Here is a 20,242-nt window from a genome sequence, read left to right as displayed (position 1 = left end):
ATGATCGTCCATTCCCGGCCCGATGTGCTGCGTGTTCTGTTCACCCTGAAAGGCTCGATCGTCAAGCGCATTGCCTGGCGCTGCCTGTTGGTCACCTTGCTGGCGGCGTTGATCGTGCTGGTCGAGCGGCATTATCCAGAGATGTTCTCACCCGTCAGCGCCACGCCCTTCACCTTGCTCGGCCTGTCGCTGTCGATTTTCATGAGTTTTCGAAACACGGCCTGTTATGACCGCTGGTGGGAGGGCCGCAAGGCCTGGGGGCGGATGCTCATCGAAGTCCGCTCATTCGTGCGCGAGAGCGTGGCGATTGCCGAACCCGAGCTGCGCCGCGAGTTACTGCGCAGCCTGTGCGGCTTTGCCCATGGCCTGAACGCTGGATTGCGCAGTGAGGATGCCCTCGAAGCGGCGCGGCCTTGGCTGAACCCAGCTCATTCGCTCAGCCCGCACAACGTCTGCGACGGCATCCTGCGCAACATCGGCCAGCGCTGCTCGGAGCTGGCGCAGACGCAACAGATCAGCGAATGGCGCTACACCCTGCTCGAACAGCGTCTGGTTGGCCTGGCCGAAGTGCAGGCGACCTGTGAACGGATCAAGGGCACGCCGCTACCCTTCCCTTACACACTGCTGTTGCATCGGACTATCTATATCTTCTGCCTGCTGCTGCCGTTCGCCCTGGCAGAGCCCTTGGGCTGGCTGGCGCCACTGTTCACCACCATCGTCAGCTACACGTTCTTTGGCCTGGATGCGATCGGCAACGAGCTGGAAGATCCGTTTGGCCGCGACGAAAACGACCTGCCCACCGACTCACTGGTGCGCACCCTGGAGCGCGATGTGCTCTCGGCGCTTGGCCACGAGCCGCTGCCGCCCGCCCTGCTGCCGGTCGATCACGTGCTCAGCTGAACCGGGCGGCGGCGACTAAACAATGGCTAGCCCCGCTCAACTTGGTTAAGGTCAACGCATTCCGATTGCGCAGGCCGCCCCATGGACATCAAGCAGCTCAAGTTTCTTATCGCCCTGGACCAGACCCGGCACTTCGGTCAGGCCGCTGCGCTGTGCCATATCACCCAGCCGACCTTGTCGATGCGCCTGCGTAATCTGGAAGAGGAACTTGATCTGGTACTGGTCGAACGTGGCCAGCGTTTCGAGGGTTTCACCGAGGCCGGCGAACGCATTCTGGCCTGGGCGCGAACACTGCTGGCCGCCCATGACGGCCTCCAGGCCGAAGCGGCCAGCTGCCGCGGCCAGGTGGTCGGCAGCCTGCGCCTGGGCAGCGTACCGCTGGCCAGTTTCAATCCAATGGCGCTGCTGCTGCCGCTGCGGGAGAAGTTTCCCGAGCTGCAGTTTCAGCTCAGCTCAAGTACTTCCGAGCAGATTGTCGACGGCCTCAGCCGTAATCAGCTCGATCTGGGGATCTGTTATCTGGATCAGGTCAACTCCAGCTTTTTCGATGTGATCGAACTGGGCACCACCACCATGGGCCTGCTGCACGACACCCGCCATTATCAGTTCGAGCAAAGCGAGCTGGGCTGGGACGAGCTCGGCGATCTGCCGTTGGGGCTACTCAGTAAAGGCATGCATTACCGCCAGTCGCTGGACCTGAGCTTTCGCAGCCGCGGCCTTGCGCCGCTGGCCGTGCTGGAAAGCGACTCGACCTTCCAGCTGATCCAGGCCATCACCAGCGGCATGTGCTGCGCGGTGATGCCGCTCAACTGTGGGCTGGAGGATTTGAGCGAACACATGCGCATCACCCCCATCACCGAGGCCAGCGTGCTCAGCCCGGTCGGCCTGCTGCTGCGCCGCAGCGAGCCGAGGTCGGCGATTGCCGAGCAGTGCTTTGACCAGGCACGGATAGTGTTTGGCCAGTAACCGCTAGCCACAAAAAAAACGCGGGGCCGGTCTTAGCAGCGCTGTGCTGCTTGGACTGGCCCCGCGTGGTTAACGGTGCTGGCTAGCTTGAGGTCAAACCTTAACGGTAGCGCTCAAGCCAATGCGCATACGGCGCTGGCAGGGTCCACGAGGCTTTGTCCACGCCCAGCTCTTTGGCGGCGAAGTAGGCCCAGTGTGGGTCAGCGAGGTGCGCACGGCCTACCGAGACCAGATCCAGCTGACCCGCTTGCAGCGCGCCTTCAGCCAGCTGCGGCGTGCCGAAGCCCCATGCCGAAGTCACCGGCAGGCCTGCTTCGCGGCGCACGCGCTCGGCAATCGGGCCCATGAAGGCCGGGCCCCACGGGATGTTGGTGTCGGGGATGGTGAAACCAACGCTGACGCTCAACAGGTCGAGGCCACCGGCCTTGAACTGACGGGCCAGTTCGATCGACTCAACCAGGGTCTGCTCGTCGCGGCCGTCGTATTCCAGTACACCGAAACGGGCGGTCAGAGGCAGATTCTCGGGCCACACTTCACGCACGGCCGCCAGCGTCTCGAGGAGGAAGCGGCTGCGGTTTTCGAAGCTGCCGCCGTAGGCATCGGTACGCTGGTTGGAGTGTTCGGAGAAGAAGCTCTGGCCGAGGTAGCCGTGGGCGAAGTGCAGCTCGATCCACTCGAAACCTGCGTCACGGGCACGGCGTGCAGCATCGACGAAGTCCTGTTTGACTCGGGCGATGTCGTCCAGAGTCATGGCCTTTGGCACTTTCGGCAGGTTGGCGCCAAAGGCGATTGCCGACGGTGCCAGGGTCTCCCAGCCGCGGGCGTCGTCAGCGGCGATGTGGTCGTCACCTTCCCACGGGCGATTGGCGCTGGCCTTGCGCCCGGCGTGGGCGATCTGGATGCCGGGTACGGAACCGGCCGCCTTGATCGCCTTGACCACGGGCACGAATGCTTCGGCGTGGGCGTCGCTCCAGATCCCGGCGCAGCCTGGGGTGATGCGCCCTTCGGGCGATACAGCAGTGGCTTCGACTACCAGCAAGCCAGCGCCGCCACGGGCCATACCGGCCAGGTGCACGTGGTGCCAGTCGTTGATCATGCCGTCTTCGGCCATGTATTGGCACATCGGTGGAATAGCGATGCGGTTGCGCAGGGTGACGTCTTTGAGGGTGTAGGGTTCGAACAATGCAGACATGAGCCAGCTCCAGCAGGTTGGGTATACGATAGTTCGATCATAATCGAACTATGGCAATTAATGAAAGCCCCGTTATCATGTCGACCATGCGAGCCTACAAACATCCCAGCTGTGAAGACCTCATCCTCGAACGCGTGCTGTACGCCTTGAGCGACCCCGTGCGCATGGCGATCGTGCGCCATCTGGCGGGTGTCACCGAAGCCACCTGCGGCGAGCTGGATGGTGGCCGGCCCAAGTCGAGCATGTCTCATCACTTTCGCGTATTGCGTGACGCGGGCCTGGTGCAGACGCGCAATGTCGGCACCACGCACATGAATTCGCTGCGCAGCGAAATGCTCGACAGCCGCTTCCCCGGCCTGCTTGAGTGCATCCTGCGCCAGCACTGATTAGTGCTGCACCCCCTCCCCTGCGCAGCCCGATGCACCCTTCATCGGCTCGCGCAGCAGGCGTAATGAACGCCGTTCGAAGCACCCTTCTCTACTGATCACAAGGCACAGCATGCGCCGTCCAGCGGGGCCTTGGTGACAAGCCGCAGATCTGCCGATCGCGCAGGTTTGAATTCAGACACCAGACAAGGTACTTCGCATGACTCACATTCAGCTCGAGCCTGATCTGCAGCCGCATTCCAGCGAATTGTCGGCAGTCCCGCTGCAGGCCATCGGCCTGCGCCCGACCTTGCTGTGCCTGTCGCACCTACGCTGGGGTTTTGTCTACCAGCGGCCGCAGCACGTCATGTCGCGGCTGGCCAAGGACTACGACGTGCTGTTTCTCGAGGAGCCGATCTTCGAGCCACAGCAAACGCCGCAGCTGCAACCGCACGCGGTCAGCGACGGCGTGACCGTACTGGTGCCGCTGCTGCCGAACGGGCTGGATGAGCAGCAGGTCATCGCTGCCCAACGCCAGCTGCTCGACACCTGGCTGGCGGCGCGCAATGGCGGCGAGCTGCTGCTGTGGTACTGGACGCCAATGAGCCTGGCGTTTACCGACCATCTGCAAGGCCAGGTGGTGATCTACGACTGCATGGACGAGCTGTCCGCGTTCAAGTTCGCACCGCCGGCCATGCTGGAGATGGAACAACGCCTGCTCAGCCGCGCCGACGTGGTGTTTACTGGCGGCCACAGCCTGTGGGAGGCCAAGCGCGAGCATCACGCCAATGCCCATGCCATGCCCAGCAGCGTCGACATAGCGCACTTCGGCCAGGCCCGCGCAGCGCTGGCAGAGCCTGCTGACCAGGCCGCTATCGGCTACCCACGCCTGGGCTTTTTCGGGGTGATCGACGAACGCTTCGACATTCAGCTGGTGGCCGACATTGCCAAGCGACGGCCCGACTGGCAGATCGTGCTGATCGGCCCGGTGGTCAAGATCGACCCCGCGCTGCTGCCGCGCCTGGCCAATATCCATTACCTCGGGGCCAGGCAGTACGACCAGTTGCCTGCGTACCTGGCCGGCTGGGATGTCGCCTTGATGCCCTTCGCGATCAATGAGTCAACGCGCTTCATCAGCCCCACCAAAACCCCGGAATATCTCGCCGGCGGCTGCCCGGTGGTGTCGACGCCGGTGCGCGATGTGGTCAACGGATACGCGCACAGCGGCGTGGTCAGCATTGCCAGCAACGCGGCGGAGTTTATCAGCGCCATCGACGCTGCCCTGGCTCTGCGCAAGCAGAACGGAGTGATCGCCGAACGCGCGGACCGGGCGCTCGATGGCATGTCGTGGGACAAGACCTGCGCCGACATGAAGGAGTTGATCGAATGCCAACGATAACCCTGCAGACGGCGCTGGCGGCACAGCCCTACGACTACCTGATCGTCGGCGCAGGGTTCGCCGGCAGCGTGCTCGCCGAGCGCCTGAGTGCCGGCATGGGCAAACGGGTATTACTGATCGACCGCCGCGAGCACATCGGCGGCAACGCCTACGACCACCTCGATGCCGCCGGGGTGCTGGTGCACCGTTACGGTCCGCATATCTTCCACACCAACGCCCAGCGCATCGTCGATTACCTTTCGCGCTTCACCGAATGGCGCCCGTACGAGCACCGCGTGCTGGCGCAGGTCGATGGGCACTTGCTGCCGATTCCGATCAATCTGACCACGTTGAATATCCTCTACGCGCAGTCGATGAACGAGGCCCAGGCCGAGGCGTTTCTGGCCAGCCGCGCCGAGCCGGTGGCGGCGATTCACACCTCCGAAGATGTGGTGATCAACCAGATCGGCCGCGAGCTGTACGAGAAGTTCTTCCGCGGCTATACCCGCAAGCAATGGGGCCTGGACCCGAGCGAGCTGGATAAATCGGTGACCGCGCGGGTGCCCACTCGCACCACCACTGACGACCGCTACTTCACCGATGCCTTCCAGATCATGCCGCTGCATGGCTATACGCAGATGTTCGAGCGCATGCTCGAACATCCGGCCATCGACGTGCTGTTGGCGACCGACTTCAGCACAGTCCGCAAGCAGCTGCGCTACCGTGAGCTGGTGTATTGCGGCCCTATCGATGAGTACTTTGGCCACTGCTACGGCAAGCTGCCGTATCGTTCGTTGCGCTTCCAACACGAGACGCACGATCAGGAGCGCTTCCAACCCGTAGCCGTAGTCAACTATCCGCACCCAGACGTGCCCTACACGCGGATCACCGAATACAAACACCTGACCGGCCAGACGCATTCGCTGACCAGCATCAGCTACGAATTCCCCTGCGCCGATGGCGACCCGTATTACCCCATCCCACGCCCGGAAAACGCCGAGCTGTACAAGCGTTACAAAGCCCTCGCCGATCAGACGCCTGGCGTCACCTTCCTCGGCCGGCTTGGTACCTACAAGTACTACAACATGGATCAGGTGGTCGGTCAGGCGCTGGCCTTGTATCAGCGTATCGCTCGCGAAGCCGGGGTTGAGGTGGAACAGCACGTCGCTGAGCCCGGATGAGCGGCACGGGCTTGTTCAACAGCTTCGTCATGGCCGGTTATGAATGCGCCTCGCAGCGGCGTTGCGACGGCCGCCGCCTGGACATGCAGGAGCGCACCGGCCATGCCCGCTGGGCTGAACAGGACTACCAGCAACTCGCGGCCTTGGGCATTCGCACGGCCCGCGACGGCCTGCGCTGGCACTTGATCGAGCGCCAGCCGTATCGCTACGACTGGTCGAGCGTGGTGCCGATGATCGATGCCGCGCAGCGCCAGGATGTGCAGGTGATCTGGGATTTGTGCCATTACGGCTATCCAGACGATCTGGATATCTGGCGGCCACTGTTCGTCGAGCGCTTCGCTCGTTTTGCCGCAGCCTTCGCCCAGTTGCTCATAGAGCGTGGCGTCGAGGTGCCGCTGATCTCGCCCATCAACGAGATTTCCTTCTGGAGCTGGGCCGGTGGCGAGGTGGCCTACTTCAACCCCTGTGCGCGCAATCGAGGCCTGGAACTCAAGCACCAACTGGTCCGCGCCAGCATCGCCGCCATCGAGGCAATCCGCGAGGTTGCGCCGGCTGCGCGGTTTATTCAGGGTGACCCGCTGATCAACGTCTTGCCACCGAGCAAACGCGCTGACGATGTCGATGCCGCCGAAGCCTATCGCCAGTCGCAGTTCGAAGCCTGGGACCTGCTCACTGGCCGCAGCTGGCCGGGCCTCGGCGGGCGTGAAGAGTACCTGGATGTCATCGGCGCCAACTTCTACCCGCAGAACCAGTGGTACCACCACGGCAGCAAGATCCCGTTCGGCGACCCGCACTTTCGGCCACTGGCCGGCATGTTGCGCGAACTGCACCAACGCTATCAACGGCCGATTCTGCTGTCCGAAACCGGCGCCGAAGACTGCCACCGAGTGCCCTGGCTACGCTACATCACCGAGCAGCTGCAACTGGCGCGGGAGCGTGGCGTCACCATCGAAGGCCTGTGCTGGTATCCGTTTCTCGACTACCCCGGTTGGGACAACGACCGCTACTGCCCCAGCGGTGTATTCGGCTATGCCGACAACCAAGGCACCCGCGCGCCGTTTCATCCGCTGCACAGCGAACTCCAGGCCATCGCCGCACGCTTCGCCGGCCAGCGCTGACAATCCGCAAACCACAGGCATAAAAAAACCACGAGGCAGCACCTCGTGGTTTTTTTGGGCTGGTTGCCGTAGCGGTAAATGGTTACCGCGCAGCTAAAGCCGGATTACAGCGCCATGTCGCTGGCAGGGTTGCTTTCAACTGGCTTGCTCACGGTTGTATCAGTGCCAACGCTCTGATCGATAACCGGTGGTTTTTCCAGTTGCAGCACTTCAGCGGTGTAGTTCCACTCTTTCTGCACAGCAGCAGCCGAATCGTTCAGCTTGGTGCCGTAGCTTGGCACGATCTCGTGCAGCTTGGCTTGCCACTCAGGCGTTGCGACCTTTTCCTTGAACACGGTTTCGAGCACGGTCAGCATGATCGGTGCCGCGGTCGAAGCGCCTGGCGAAGCGCCCAGCAGGCCGGCAATGCTGCGGTCCTGCGAGGTCACGACTTCAGTACCCAGCTTGAGTACGCCGCCTTTGTCTTCGTCACGCTTGATGATCTGCACGCGCTGACCGGCCTGCCACAGACGCCAGTCTTCTTTCTTGGCGTTCGGGAAGTAGGTCTGCAGCGCTGCGAAGCGATCATCGTCAGACAGCATCAGCTGGCCAGCGAGGTACTCGACCAGCGGGTACTGATCAACACCTACCTTGGTCATCGGCCATACGTTGTGCAGCGTGGTGCTGCTCAGCAGGTCGAGGTACGAACCGTTCTTGAGGAACTTGGTCGAGAAGGTGGCGAATGGGCCAAACAGAATCACGCGCTTGCCATCCAGCACGCGGGTGTCCAGGTGCGGTACCGACATGGGTGGCGCGCCGGTGGAGGCAATGCCGTAGGCCTTGGCCATATGCTGCATGGCCACGGTAGGGTTCTCGGTCACAAGGAACGAGCCGCCGACCGGGAAGCCTGCGTATTCCTTGGCTTCCGGGATGCCCGACTTCTGCAGCAGCTTCAGCGCGCCGCCGCCAGCACCGATGAACAGGAACTTGGCGTCGGTGGCCGACTTGCTGCCGTCCTTGAGGTTTTTGTACTCAACGTGCCACGAGCCGTCTTCGTTACGCGTGATGTCCTGCACTTCGGTGGACAGCTTCAGGTCGAAGTTTTCCCGGGTTTGCAGGTGCTTGACGAACTGGCGGGTAATCTCGCCGAAGTTGACGTCGGTGCCGATCGGGGTCCAGGTCACGGCCAGCTTCTGCGAAGGATCACGCCCTTCCATCATCAGCGGGACCCACTTGGCGATCTGCGCGTTGTCTTCCGAGTACTGCATCGGGCGGAACAGCGGGCTGGCCTGCAGCGCGTCGTAACGCTTCTTGAGGAACTTGATGTTGTCGTCGCCCCACACGAAGCTCATGTGCGGCGTGGTGTTGATGAACGAACGCGGGTTGTTCAACACGCCCTGACGGACCTGCCACGACCAGAACTGGCGGGAGATCTGGAACGATTCGTTGATCTCGATGGCCTTGGAGATATTGACGGTGCCGTCTTTATCCATTGGCGTGTAGTTCAGCTCGGCCAGCGCAGAGTGACCGGTACCGGCGTTGTTCCAGCCGTTGGAGCTTTCTTCAGCGACGCCATCCAGGCGCTCGACCATCTCCATCGACCAGCTCGGCTCCAGCTCATTGAGCCAGACCGCCAGGGTCGAACTCATGATGCCGCCGCCAACCAGCAGCACGTCTACTTTCTTCGCTTCATCGGCGTGCGCCTGCATCAGGCTCGCCGCGACAGCCAGACCCAGCAGGGTCTTGCCAGCTTTCTTGAACATTGATCAATTCCAATCGATAGCACGTAAGGAAGGCCTAGGCAGGGCCTCGTTTATCCATGTCCTTCAGCGCGCGCTTTTTATTGATCATTGGAGTCAGCAGCTTGAGAAACAGGGACGCCAGCCTAAGGTCGAATTGACCGGCCAGGGCTGAAACGTTTTTCCGATTGTAACCGAAATGCCAGCACAAACAAATTCGCGAGAGGCAGGCAAGGTGACGGGATGTCTCAGTGGCCGAATGTCGCGGGGTGGCTATGCCGTAGCAAACAAACCGCTTATGAAAATGAAATCAGCAAAGACGGTAACACCATACCTGCGCACATTTCAGACAACCCGAAAAACGAAAAAGCCCCGCAGACTCTCATCTGCGGGGCTTTTCGATGTATGGCGGAGAGATAGGGATTTGAACCCTAGGTACTGTTGCCAGTACAACGGATTTCGAATCCGTCCCGTTCGACCACTCCGGCATCTCTCCAATGGCGCGCATCATACCAGCGATTTCGCAAAAGGCAAACCTTTATCTGAAAAAAATTCGCGTGGTATCAAACGCTTGCGTCACAGCGGGCCTTACAGCGGCACGCCCAGACGCTTGGCAACTTCTTCGTAGGCTTCGATCACGTCACCCAGACCTTGGCGGAAGCGGTCCTTGTCCATCTTCTTGCGGGTTTCCTTGTCCCACAGGCGGCAACCGTCCGGGCTGAACTCGTCGCCGAGGACGATCTGGCCATGGAATACGCCGAATTCAAGCTTGAAGTCGACCAGCAGCAGGCCGGCGTCATCGAACAGCTTGTTCAGCACTTCGTTGACCTTGAGCGACAGCTTCTTCATCTCGACCAGCTGCTCGGCGGTGCCCCAGCCGAAGGCAACAACGTGGGATTCGTTGATGAACGGGTCGCCCTTTTCGTCGTTCTTGAGGAACAGTTCAAAGGTCGATGGCTCGAGCTTGATGCCCTCTTCCACACCCAGACGCTTGACCAGGCTGCCGGCGGCGTAGTTACGCACAACGCATTCGACCGGGATCATGTCGAGCTTCTTTACCAGGCACTCGTTGTCGCCCAGCAGCTTGTCGAACTGAGTCGGGATGCCGGCTTCTTCAAGCTTTTGCATGATGAAGGCGTTGAACTTGTTGTTCACCGTGCCTTTGCGGTCGAGCTGTTCAATGCGCTTGCCGTCGAACGCCGAGGTGTCGTTGCGAAACAGCAGGATCAAGCGGTCGGCGTCGTCGGTCTTGTAAACCGATTTGGCCTTGCCGCGGTAGAGTTCGTCGCGTTTTTCCATGATGGGCTCCGCTTGCTTGAGTTGGTGGGCTAGGCGATTTCGCGCCAGTCGAGCCCATGTTCCTGATTCGCCACTTGCAGCCAGTCCGGGTCGCACCCTAGGGCGTCGACAAAGCACTGACGGGCCAGCTGTGGCAGGTTGTTCTTGCTGCTGAGATGCGCCAGCACCAGGTGTTGCAGGTGCTGCCAGCCCAGCTCGGCCACCAGGTTGGCGGCCTGGTGGTTGTTCAAATGTCCTTGGCTGCCGCCTACGCGCAACTTCAAAAAGTGCGGGTAGTGACCGCGGGCAAGCAAGTCGCGGCAATGGTTGGCTTCGATCAGCAGGGCATCCAGGCCCTGATAGCGCTCCAGCAACCGGGCGTCGTAGCAGCCCAGGTCGGTGAGCATGCCGAAGCGCCGGCGACCATCGCTGAGCACGTACTGCAGGGGCTCATGGGCGTCGTGTTCGACCCGCGCCGCGCTGACCTGCAGCGCGCCGATGCTGATGCTGTCACCACAACCGAGAAAACCGGCGACCTCGACCGGCTTGCGCAAGCCGCGCAAGGTGCCCTGGCTGAGGTAGACCGGTACATTGTAGCGCCGCGACAGCAAACCCACGCCATGCACGTGGTCGGCATGTTCGTGGGTGACCAGCACCGCGCTCAGCTGTGCTGGCGAGACCCCGAGCAGCGCCAGGCGCCGCTCGGTTTCCCGCAGGGAAAACCCGCAATCGACCAGAATGTACGTGTCACCACTGGCGATCAGCGTGCCGTTGCCCTGGCTGCCGCTTCCAAGTACTGCGAAGCGCACTTAACCCAAACGGTCCTGAATGGCGCTCAGCACGCGGCGGGCGACATCGGCCGGGGCCACGGTGTTGATGTTTTTCTCGACCGTTACCTGCACGCTCTCGCCAACCTTGCTCAGGCGCACCTGATAACGCTCGGCGCGCTCTTCACGCTCTTCCTGGGTCGGCTCGCTGCCGAACAGGCGGCTGAAGAAGCCGGGCTGGTTGTTCTTGTCTTCGGGCTTCTCGGACAAGTTGATGTAGTACAGGCCCAGGCTGCGGTTGATGTCTTCAACGCGCCATTCGCCCTGCTCCAGCGCACGGCCGACGCCAGACCAGGCGCGGTCGAGGTCAGAACCGACGTTGAGCACCGGGTTGCCACTGCCGTCTTCGCTCAGGCTGACCCGGCTCGGGGCATCGAAGTCGCGCTCAGCCAGCAGCGAAACCGAACCGCCCTTCTCGGCGCTGCGGTTCATGCTGGCGAGCATCTCGTCGACCAGCAGCGCATCGACGCCGGTGTTGGTCGAGTTGCTCGGGAAATCGGTCTGGGCAGTGCTGCCAGCCGGACGCTCGACGCTGACCACGAACACCTCGGAGGTGTTGCGCTGCACGCCGGGCTCCATGCGCACACGCACACGTACTTCACTGTCGGCGCTGCTGGCCGAACTCGCCAGGCGCTGGCCAAGCGAAGCCGACAACTCGTCGAAGCGCTGCCAGGTAGTGGTGAATTCGCCGGTCTGCGGGCGCTCTTCAGCGATGCGGAAGCCGTTGTCTTCAAAGAACTGATGCGCCACCGGCCAGGTTTCGGCAGGCGAACGCTGGGCCAGTACCCAACGGCTGTTACCGCTGCGCTGCAGGGTAAAATCGCTGATGTCGGCAGCGGCGGAGAGCGGCTGCGGACGCGGCACTTCGTACTCACCAGTGGCGGTGTCGTCGGCAACGTTACGCGGGATCGGCAACAGCGGATCGAGGCGTTTGACGTTGGCCACGTCTGCCGGCAGCTGCATCGGCGCGGTCGGTTGCGCCTGCAGGTAATCGCTGCCGCGGTCGCGGAAATAACCCTCGTCGCCCCATAGCCAGCCGCAGCCGCTGGTGCTGGAAATGATCAGGGCAAGGGCGGATAGACCAGCCAATCGCTTCATGCGGTGTACTTCCTCGATTAAACCAGTACGCCGGACTTGCTCAAGGCAGTACGGACTTTTTCGTGACAGTTTTCGCTCAGCCAGGTCAGTGGCAGGCGAATGCCTTTGTGCATCAGGCCCATTTCCACGAGCGCCCACTTCACCGGAATCGGGTTGGCTTCGCAGAACAGGTCCTTGTGCAGCGGCATCAGTTGTTCGTTGATCGCGCGGGCCTTGTCGGCATCGCCGGCAAGCGCGGCCTCGCACAGATCGGCCATTTCGCGCGGGGCGACGTTGGCGGTAACGGAGATATTGCCCTTGCCGCCGAGCAGGATCAGCTCAACCGCGGTCGGATCATCACCCGACAGCACGATGAAGTCGCTGCTGACGCCATCGAGGATGGCCTTGGCCCGGACCAGGTCGCCGGTGGCTTCCTTGATACCGATGATGTTCGGCACGGTGGACAGGCGGATCACGGTCTCGGCCTGCATGTCGCAGGAGGTGCGGCCGGGCACGTTGTACAGAATCTGCGGGATGTCGACCCGCTCGGCGATGTGTTTGAAGTGCTGATACAGGCCTTCCTGGGTCGGCTTGTTGTAGTACGGCACCACCAGCAGGCAGGCGTCGGCGCCGGCGTTCTTGGCGTTCTGGGTCAGGTGCACGGCTTCGGAGGTGGAGTTGGCACCGGTGCCGGCAATGACCGGAATACGGCCGTTGACACGCTTGACTACAAATTCGATGACCTGGATGTGCTCTTCGACATCGAGGGTGGCCGACTCGCCGGTGGTACCGACGGCGACGATCGCATGAGTGCCTTTTTCCAGGTGGAAGTCTACAAGCTTGCCGAGGCTGTCCCAGTCCAGACGCCCTTGTGCATCCATGGGAGTGACCAGTGCCACCATACTGCCCGCAATCATGTAACTGCTCCTGCCGGAAAAAGAGAGCGGTAATGGTACTGGCGCCATCGGCCTTGCACAAGCAAAGCTGGCGGGCGGAGCATTCCCCTCGGCGCTGCTTTTCGCTACCCTTGATCCTTTGATCAGTGCAGAGCGGCCCGCCGGGCCGTCGACAGTGCCTCCCGCGGGTGTCTACAGCCGCTGCAATCGGCTCAGAACCTTGGTGTAAAGGAGGCTGTCCCAGGTCCTGCACCGACCGCTCATCGTTTTAGGAATGCTGCATGTCCACCCCCACAGTCCGCGAACAATTCCTTGTCATCAGTGCCCTGGGCCCCAATCCCATGGAGCTGGCCAACGTCCTCAGCCGCGCCGCCGTCGACAATCGTTGCGCGGTCGTCACCTCGCGCCTGTCGCGCCATGGCGAAACCAGCGCCCTGGTGTTGCAGGTCGGTGGCAGCTGGGATGCCCTTGCACGTCTTGAAGCCACCCTGCCGGGCCTGGGCAAGAAGCACGGCCTGACCCTTGATGTGGTGCGCAGCGCCGATCAGGAAGTGCGCCCGCAGGCCCTGCCTTATGTGGCCTATGTAAGCGCCGCCTATCGCCCGGACATCATCAACGAGCTGTGCCAGTTCTTCCTCGACCACAACGTCGAGCTCGAAGCGATGACCTGCGATACCTACCTGGCGCCGCAAACCGGCAGCAGCATGCTCAACGCCCAGTTCACCGTGGTGTTGCCGGCCGGCACCCAGATCAGCTGGCTGCGCGATCAGTTCCTGGACTTTGCCGACGCATTGAACCTGGATGCCTTGATCGAACCATGGCGCCCTCAAAACCCGGTGTAAGGAGCCTCACATGGCGGTAACCCTCGATCAACCTGTCGCCGACTTCCAGGCCCAGGCCACCAGCGGCCAGAGCGTCATCCTGGCTGAGCTCAAGGGCAAGCAGGTGGTGCTGTATTTCTACCCCAAGGACAGCACCCCCGGTTGCACCACTCAAGGCCAGGGCTTTCGCGACCAGCTCGACGCGTTCAGCGCTGCCAACACCGTGGTGTTCGGCATCTCGCGTGACGGCCTGAAGTCGCACGAGAACTTCAAGGCCAAGCAGGGCTTTACCTTCGAGCTGATCAGCGACAAGGACGAGGCGCTCTGCCAACTGTTCGACGTGATCAAGCTGAAGAAGCTCTACGGCAAGGAATACCTGGGTGTTGACCGCAGCACCTTCCTGATCGACAAGGACGGTGTTCTGCGCCAGGAATGGCGCGGGGTGAAAGTGCCAGGCCATGTCGATGCCGTGCTTGCAGCGGCGCAAGCCCTGAACAAGGGCTGAAACAGTCGGGGCCGCATTGCGCGGCCCCGATTTCGTTACAGCAGTGGTGCCACCGGCGGCTCCTGGCGGGGCCAGGCATCCAGCACGGCCTTGAACAGGGTCGCCAGCGGGATGGCAAAGAAGATCCCCCAGAAGCCCCACAGCCCGCCAAACAGCAGCACCGCGCAGATGATCGCGACCGGATGCAGGCTGACCGCTTCAGAAAACAGCAGCGGCACCAGCACGTTGCCATCCAGCGCCTGAATGATCGCGTACACCGCCATCAGGTAGATGAACTGATCGCCCCAGCCCCACTGGAACAGCGCGATCAAGGTGACCGGCACGGTGACTACCACCGCCCCCACGTACGGCACTACTACCGACAGCCCGACCAACAGCGCCAGCAGCGCGGCGTAGTTCAGCCCCAGGCTGATGAAGGCGATGTAGGTGGCGATCCCGCAGATCAGAATCTCGATGCCCTTGCCGCGAATGTAATTGGCGATCTGCCGGTTCATCTCGTCACCGACCCGGGTCAGCAGCCTGCGCTCGCGCGGCAAGTAGCCGCTGACCCAGCGCCCGATCAACTCGCGGTCCTTGAGGAAGAAGAACACCAGAATCGGCACCAGCACCAGGTAGATCATGGCGCTGACCAGCAGCGGCAGGCTCGACAGCGAGAAGGTCAGCGCCCACTGGCCAAACTTGCCGATCTCACCCCGCACCGATTCGATTGCGCGCAGTACCTGCTCGTCGGAGACCAGATGCGGATAGCGCTCAGGCAGCAGCAACAGCAGCGACTGCCATTTGCCGAGCATCCCCGGCAGCTCGTTGAACAGGGTGATCAACTGGTGCCAGAGCAGCGGCACCAGCACCAGCAGGAACACCCCCAGCGCGCCGATGAACAAGGCGAATACCAGGCCCACGGCAACCCCACTGGGCACCCGCATCCGCTCCAGGGCGTTGACCAGGCCTTGCATCAGATACGCCAGGACCATCCCCGCCAGCACCGGCGCGAGCATGCCGCCAAGGGTAAGCACGGCAGTAAAGGCCAGAACCAGCAGGACTGTTAGAACTACGGCTTCTTCATCGGAGAAGTAGCGCTGCATCCAGTCGCGAAGCACTTTGAACATTGACGATCCTTGAGGAAAACTCAGGCCTTGCGCAGCCAGTAGGTATACACGCCGGCGTCGGCGCTTTGTTGCAGCAGGCTATGACCGGACAAACGGGCGAAAGTGCTGAAGTCGCGCTGCGAGCCGCCGTCGGTGGAAATCACCTTGAGCACTGTTCCCGCGGCCATCTGGTTAAGCTGCATTTTCGCCTTCAGCAGCGGCAATGGGCAGTTCAGCCCGCTGGCGTCGAGTTCGGCGTCGCAGGTCAGGGTATCGATCATCCAAGGGCTCCTGGCGGTGGCAACGGTGCATGGCAGACAAGCCTGGTAGGATACCGCCACTGGTCGCCAAGGTGTGAGCGGGCTACAGTACGGGTCTTTGATCCGACGCGAGCTTCGTGCATGAATCTACTGCGCCCTACCCTGCTGACGCTGGCCTGCCTGATGGCCCTGCCTGGGCATGCCGATGACCTGCCGTCGCTGGGCGATGCCAGTTCTGCAATCGTTTCCCCGCAGCAAGAACATGAACTCGGCCGCGCCTGGCTCAGCCTGCTGCGCGGGCAAGTGCGCCAGCTGAATGATCCGCAGCTCAAGGACTATGTCGAAACCAGCGTCTATCGCCTGGCCGAGACCAGCCAGCTGCAGGACCGCCGGCTGGAATTCGTGCTAATCGACAGCCGCGAGCTGAACGCCTTCGCGGCTCCAGGGGGGATTGTCGGGGTAAACGGCGGGCTGTTCCTCAATGCCCAGACTGAGGGTGAATACGCCTCGGTACTGGCCCACGAACTGGCGCACTTGTCGCAGCGCCACTTTGCTCGAGGGATAGAAGCTCAGCAGCGTATGCAGGTACCGATGATGGCCGCACTGCTGGCCGGTATCGTGCTGGCAGCCGGCGGTGGTGGCGACGCCGGGATCGGCTTGATTGCCGGCACCCAGGCAGCTGCGATTCAGGAGCAGCGGCGCTTTTCGCGGCAGAACGAGCAGGAAGCCGACCGCATCGGCATCCAGAACCTGGAAAAAGCCGGCTTCGACCCACGCACCATGCCGAGCATGTTCGAGCGCCTGGCCCGGCAGTACCGCTACGGCGCCAAGCCGCCGGAGTTTCTCCTGACTCACCCGGTGACCGAATCGCGTATCGCCGACACCCGCAACCGCGCCGAGCAGATGCCCAAGGGTGGCGTCGAGGACAGCCTGCGCTATCAGCTGATTCGCGCCCGCGTCGCCTTGACCTACGAAGGCACGCCGGGGCTTGCGGCCAAGCGCTTCCGCGATCAACTCGCGGATGACCCCAAGCTGGATGCGGCACGCTACGGCCTTGCCCTGGCGCAGATCAAAGGCGGCAGCCTCAACGAAGCGCGGGACAACCTCAAGCAACTGCTGGCCAAGGCGCCCAACGACATCACCTACAACCTGGCGCAGATCGACCTGGAGATCACCAACAATCGCTTGGCCGACGCGCAGCAGCGGGTCGAGCGGCTACGCAGCCTGTATCCGAACAATTATCCGCTGCAGCAGGCGCGCGCCGATCTGCTGATCAAGCAGGGCAAGCCGGCTGAGGCCGAGAAAGTGCTGGATGACCTGGTCAAGAAGCGCCCGGATGACCCGGACGTCTGGTACGAAGTGGCTGAAGTGCGCGGGCTGTCGGGCAATACCATTGGCCTGCATCGGGCACGCGCCGAGTACTTCACGCTGGTCGGTGATTTTGACCAGGCAGTGCAGCAGCTGGACTTCGCCAAACGCCGCGCGGGTAGCAACTTCCCGCTGGCGTCGCAGATCGATGCGCGTCAGCGGCAGATTCTCGAGCAGCAGCGGATGGTCAAGGACATGATGCGCTAGGCAGCGTTCAGGCGGCGCCGGTTTGCCCGGCGTCGCCCACGCTGCGGATCAGGCGTTGCCGGACAACTTCAGGCGGGCCGCCTGAGTGAAGTCGAGCATGCGGTTGAGCGGTTTGATCGCGCGCGGGATCAAGGCCGGGTCGACCAATATTTCGTTACTGCCGGTGCGCAGGCAGTCGAGGGTGCGCTCGAGGGTATTCATCGCCATCCACGGGCAGTGCGCACAGCTGCGGCAGGCAGCGCCATTGCCCGCGGTAGGCGCGGCGACAAAGACCTTGTCCGGGCATAGCTGCTGCATCTTGTAGAAGATGCCGCTGTCGGTGGCGACGATGAAGGTCTTGTTCGGCAGGGTCTGCGCCGCCTTGATCAGCTGGCTGGTCGAGCCTACCGCATCGGCCAGGTCAATCACCGACTCAGGCGACTCCGGGTGGACCAGAATCGCCGCATCCGGGTGCAGCGCCTTCATGTCGGCGAGCTGGCGCGACTTGAACTCCTCATGGACGATGCAGGCCCCGTCCCACAGCAGCATGTCGGCGCCGGTCTTTTTCTGGATATAGCGGCCCAAGTGCTGGTCCGGCCCCCAGATGATTTTCTCGCCGTTATCCATCAAAGTTTCGACGATTTCCAGCGCGCAACTGGAGGTCACCACCCAGTCGGCACGCGCCTTGACCGCAGCCGAGGTGTTGGCATACATCACCACGGTGCGCTCGGGGTGCTTGTCGCAGAACGCCGAAAACTCTTCTACCGGGCAACCAAGGTCGAGCGAGCAGGTCGCTTCCAGAGTTGGCATCAGGATGCGTTTTTCCGGGGTGAGGATTTTTGCCGTTTCGCCCATGAAGCGCACGCCGGCGACAATCACGGTTTCGGCCGGGTGGTTCTTGCCGAAGCGGGCCATTTCCAGCGAGTCGGAAACACAGCCGCCGGTTTCTTCGGCCAAGGCCTGGATTACCGGGTCACAGTAGAAATGCGCAACCAGCACAGCATTCTGGGCCTTGAGCTCGGCAGCGATGGCCGCACGGTATTCGGCCTCCTGCGCGGGCGTCAGAGGATGGGGTTGCTTGGCATCAAGGTGAGCTTGAACCAACAGCCGTTCGGAAATCTGGGTCATGATCGCTGGACCTGCGGGCGCGCGTGCGCGTCAGTCAAGAGTATCACCGAGCCCTGGCAGTCAGGCTAATGACGCCGGACGGCCAGACAGGCCATCACGGCCTTCTGCGGGCACGGATTATTATCGCGCCGAAGGCTACAGCCAATCAGGTCTTTGCAAAAGCGATTTCTGCGCGTGCCAATCAGGCCGGCCTAACCGGCCTGATTGCGCGCAAGCATTGACACCTGCGGGGCCGAGCGAGCGCGGGCTTGCCCCGCCATCCCTGCAGCCCCGCCAGCATCATGTCAGCCCTGTGGCGACAGCGCCGCCAAGTGCGCAGCGAGGATCATGGCGAACTCTTCAACGGTCATTTTCTTGCCGTTGAAGTCGACCATGCCATCGGCGTAGTGCAGGTTGGACACGACGTCGTCGCCCTTGACCGTGGCCATGCCGCTTTGCAGCGCCATCATGCCGAGCATTTCACCGGCCTGGCTGGACTGCTGAGCAATCGCCTGAGGGTCGGTCTGGCCTTCGAGCAGGGCCTGCAAGGCAGTGAGGTCGCCGACCATCGACTTGGACACCAGCAGTTCACCGTTGAGCTGGCTGATCAGTTGCTTGGCCAATTGATCAGGCGGCAGGTCGAACGAGCTTGGCGGGGCAAAGTCCAGCGCCAGCTTGAAGTGACTCTGGCCGTTGGCAGTCTTGAACGACAGCTCTTCCAGGGCCAGCTTCGGTTTGGCGGCAAGCATCTTCTGCAGGTCTGCCTGAACCTTGACCTTCTCTTCCTCGCTCATGTTGAACGACGGCATTGGCTCGCCAGCGGCAGTGGCCGCTTGCATGGCCTGCACCTCAGGCAGCTTGGTCTGGTACCACTCGGCCAGCGACTGCAGGGCCGGCACGTCGACCGAGTTCATGGTCACGACCATCTTGCCACTGCCCACGGCGCGGTTGGCGTAGTTGATGTCGCCAACCTTGTACGCGATTCGCGCACCGATCTTGTCAGTACCCTCAGCGGTGTACAGGTTAGTTTGCTCCAGGTCCTTGAGCAGCAGCACTTCCTGCTTTGGCCCAAGCACAGCCTGCATCTGGCCGAGCAGGACATCGACGTTACCGACATAGACCATGTCGTGGTCGGTGCTGGCGAGGTTGCCGCCGACCTTGAACTTGTCCAGGGTGAAGGTCGCTGGCGGATGCTCTTCACCCACCAGTTTCATCACCAGACGATCAGCGTTGGCGTGAATTTTCACAGCCTTGCCTTCACGGTCGCCGCTGAGCAGCACCTGCATGCCGGAGAAGTCGACGCTGTTGCCGTCGACCTCATTGAGCTTGACCGGCGCCAGGCGAATATCGCTGTCGATGTGACCGCCATAGCCGACATCGACATTGGCGGTGATCGGCGGTTGCTCGCCCGCAGCGCTGTACCACTTGGCTGTGGCTTCATCCTTGTCGAGCACGCTGTTGCTCGAGACCATCACCGGCATCAGTTTCAGCGCCTTGACCCGCGACCACGGGAATGGCCCGTGCTCAAGCTGATCAGTGATGCCGACATCGAAGTTCAGTGCCTGGCCTTCGCCCAGCCAGACGTCCTTGGCCTTGAGCCGGTAATGCGCGGTGCTACTGAAGAAGTGCTGCTCCAGCGAGGTCAGCTCCAGGCTCATGCTGCCGCCGGTACCGGCCGTAGTCTTGAGCAGTTCTTCGTTGGCACGGGTGACCGAGGCCTGCAACTCGGCGGGCAGTTGCTTACCGGTGTACCAGGCGCCAGCGGTGGCTGCGATGGCGATGGCGACGGCCAGGCCGGAGAGGATGCCTACTGATTTCTTCATGAATTGAACCGATTGCTTTCCATAAGAGGGCTGGGTGCGACGTCGTCGCGCTGGGCACGAAGGGTACCACTGACGCCTGCCGGATGCGCCGGGCTCAGTGGGCAAAAATCTGTTGAGGATGTGGATGGCAATCCACTCACGTAAATTTTTACGGACATTAAAATCTGTCTATAAGTAAAAATTCGCACACA

General features: G+C 62.1%; 19 protein-coding genes and 1 tRNA gene. 9 read left to right on the top strand and 11 right to left on the bottom strand.

Annotated features, from left to right (window positions below):
• Together ACQZ2L_RS04985 and ACQZ2L_RS04980 are read left to right on the top strand one after the other, a co-directional pair.
• Complete coding sequence (locus ACQZ2L_RS04985; protein WP_430324907.1) at positions 1-900, top strand: bestrophin family protein; 900 nt, start codon at positions 1-3, stop codon at positions 898-900.
• 81 nt (positions 901-981) lie between these two features.
• Positions 982-1,866: a LysR family transcriptional regulator gene (locus tag ACQZ2L_RS04980; protein ID WP_430324906.1), complete on the top strand. Its 885-nt coding sequence runs from the start codon at positions 982-984 to the stop codon at positions 1,864-1,866.
• 100 nt (positions 1,867-1,966) lie between these two features.
• On the opposite strand, the gene xenA is transcribed toward ACQZ2L_RS04980, so the two are convergent.
• Positions 1,967-3,058 carry a xenobiotic reductase XenA gene (gene xenA, locus ACQZ2L_RS04975; RefSeq protein ID WP_430324904.1) on the bottom strand — a complete coding sequence of 364 codons (1,092 nt, stop codon included), beginning with the start codon at positions 3,056-3,058 and terminating at the stop codon, positions 1,967-1,969.
• Positions 3,059-3,108: 50 nt separating this feature from the next.
• Between xenA and ACQZ2L_RS04970 the strand changes: the two genes are divergently transcribed.
• From ACQZ2L_RS04970 to ACQZ2L_RS04955, 4 genes are all read left to right on the top strand, one after another.
• Positions 3,109-3,444 (top strand): helix-turn-helix domain-containing protein, encoded by a 336-nt coding sequence (locus tag ACQZ2L_RS04970; protein ID WP_314876055.1) that lies wholly within the window; start codon positions 3,109-3,111, stop codon positions 3,442-3,444.
• Between the two features lie 199 nt (positions 3,445-3,643).
• Complete coding sequence (locus ACQZ2L_RS04965; RefSeq protein WP_430324903.1) at positions 3,644-4,822, top strand: glycosyltransferase family 1 protein; 1,179 nt, start codon at positions 3,644-3,646, stop codon at positions 4,820-4,822.
• Positions 4,810-5,982 carry a UDP-galactopyranose mutase gene (glf, locus tag ACQZ2L_RS04960; protein ID WP_430324902.1) on the top strand — a complete coding sequence of 391 codons (1,173 nt, stop codon included), beginning with the start codon at positions 4,810-4,812 and terminating at the stop codon, positions 5,980-5,982. The genes ACQZ2L_RS04965 and glf overlap by 13 nt, the downstream gene beginning before the upstream one ends.
• Positions 5,979-7,100 carry a beta-glucosidase gene (locus ACQZ2L_RS04955; protein WP_430324900.1) on the top strand — a complete coding sequence of 374 codons (1,122 nt, stop codon included), beginning with the start codon at positions 5,979-5,981 and terminating at the stop codon, positions 7,098-7,100. Before glf ends, ACQZ2L_RS04955 begins: the two co-directional genes overlap by 4 nt.
• Before the next feature lie 104 nt (positions 7,101-7,204).
• Here ACQZ2L_RS04955 and mqo read toward each other — a convergent pair whose 3' ends face one another.
• The 6 genes from mqo to dapA all read right to left on the bottom strand — a co-directional run bounded on the left by mqo (position 7,205) and on the right by dapA (position 12,917).
• On the bottom strand, positions 7,205-8,842 hold the full coding sequence (mqo, locus tag ACQZ2L_RS04950) for a malate dehydrogenase (quinone) (RefSeq protein WP_430324898.1): 1,638 nt from the start codon (positions 8,840-8,842) through the stop codon (positions 7,205-7,207).
• Positions 8,843-9,224: 382 nt separating this feature from the next.
• A tRNA-Ser gene (locus ACQZ2L_RS04945) sits at positions 9,225-9,314 on the bottom strand.
• Positions 9,315-9,406: 92 nt separating this feature from the next.
• Positions 9,407-10,117, bottom strand: a complete 711-nt coding sequence (gene purC / locus ACQZ2L_RS04940; protein ID WP_103436385.1) for a phosphoribosylaminoimidazolesuccinocarboxamide synthase — start codon at positions 10,115-10,117, stop codon at positions 9,407-9,409.
• Positions 10,118-10,146: 29 nt separating this feature from the next.
• Positions 10,147-10,905, bottom strand: coding sequence for an MBL fold metallo-hydrolase (locus tag ACQZ2L_RS04935; RefSeq protein ID WP_101317454.1), 759 nt, complete (start codon positions 10,903-10,905; stop codon positions 10,147-10,149).
• Positions 10,906-12,021: an outer membrane protein assembly factor BamC gene (gene bamC, locus ACQZ2L_RS04930; protein WP_430324897.1), complete on the bottom strand. Its 1,116-nt coding sequence runs from the start codon at positions 12,019-12,021 to the stop codon at positions 10,906-10,908.
• 17 nt (positions 12,022-12,038) lie between these two features.
• Positions 12,039-12,917 (bottom strand): 4-hydroxy-tetrahydrodipicolinate synthase, encoded by an 879-nt coding sequence (gene dapA / locus ACQZ2L_RS04925; RefSeq protein WP_430324896.1) that lies wholly within the window; start codon positions 12,915-12,917, stop codon positions 12,039-12,041.
• 260 nt (positions 12,918-13,177) lie between these two features.
• Between dapA and ACQZ2L_RS04920 the strand changes: the two genes are divergently transcribed.
• Entirely contained in the window at positions 13,178-13,738 is a 561-nt protein-coding gene (locus tag ACQZ2L_RS04920) for a glycine cleavage system protein R (protein WP_101317448.1), read from the top strand.
• A 10-nt stretch (positions 13,739-13,748) separates the two neighbouring features.
• Positions 13,749-14,222: a peroxiredoxin gene (locus ACQZ2L_RS04915; RefSeq protein ID WP_430324895.1), complete on the top strand. Its 474-nt coding sequence runs from the start codon at positions 13,749-13,751 to the stop codon at positions 14,220-14,222.
• A gap of 35 nt (positions 14,223-14,257) precedes the next feature.
• Here ACQZ2L_RS04915 and ACQZ2L_RS04910 read toward each other — a convergent pair whose 3' ends face one another.
• Positions 14,258-15,328: an AI-2E family transporter gene (locus ACQZ2L_RS04910; RefSeq protein ID WP_430324894.1), complete on the bottom strand. Its 1,071-nt coding sequence runs from the start codon at positions 15,326-15,328 to the stop codon at positions 14,258-14,260.
• A 20-nt stretch (positions 15,329-15,348) separates the two neighbouring features.
• Positions 15,349-15,588 carry a sulfurtransferase TusA family protein gene (locus ACQZ2L_RS04905; protein ID WP_430324893.1) on the bottom strand — a complete coding sequence of 80 codons (240 nt, stop codon included), beginning with the start codon at positions 15,586-15,588 and terminating at the stop codon, positions 15,349-15,351.
• Between the two features lie 120 nt (positions 15,589-15,708).
• Here ACQZ2L_RS04905 and ACQZ2L_RS04900 point away from each other — a divergent pair, with 120 nt between their 5' ends.
• On the top strand, positions 15,709-17,142 hold the full coding sequence (locus ACQZ2L_RS04900) for a M48 family metalloprotease (protein ID WP_101317440.1): 1,434 nt from the start codon (positions 15,709-15,711) through the stop codon (positions 17,140-17,142).
• A gap of 48 nt (positions 17,143-17,190) precedes the next feature.
• On the opposite strand, the gene nadA is transcribed toward ACQZ2L_RS04900, so the two are convergent.
• Both nadA and ACQZ2L_RS04890 read right to left on the bottom strand, forming a co-directional pair.
• Positions 17,191-18,249, bottom strand: coding sequence for a quinolinate synthase NadA (gene nadA / locus ACQZ2L_RS04895; RefSeq protein ID WP_430324892.1), 1,059 nt, complete (start codon positions 18,247-18,249; stop codon positions 17,191-17,193).
• Positions 18,250-18,533: 284 nt separating this feature from the next.
• Positions 18,534-20,051 (bottom strand): YdgA family protein, encoded by a 1,518-nt coding sequence (locus ACQZ2L_RS04890; protein WP_430324891.1) that lies wholly within the window; start codon positions 20,049-20,051, stop codon positions 18,534-18,536.
• Between the last annotated feature and the right edge of the window lie 191 nt (positions 20,052-20,242).

Origin of the sequence: Pseudomonas shirazensis (assembly GCF_050496565.1) — a bacterium.
Classification (GTDB): domain Bacteria; phylum Pseudomonadota; class Gammaproteobacteria; order Pseudomonadales; family Pseudomonadaceae; genus Aquipseudomonas; species Aquipseudomonas shirazensis_A.
The sequence above is the reverse complement of the archived record's forward strand: the minus strand, read 5'-3'. Positions and strand labels throughout refer to the sequence as shown.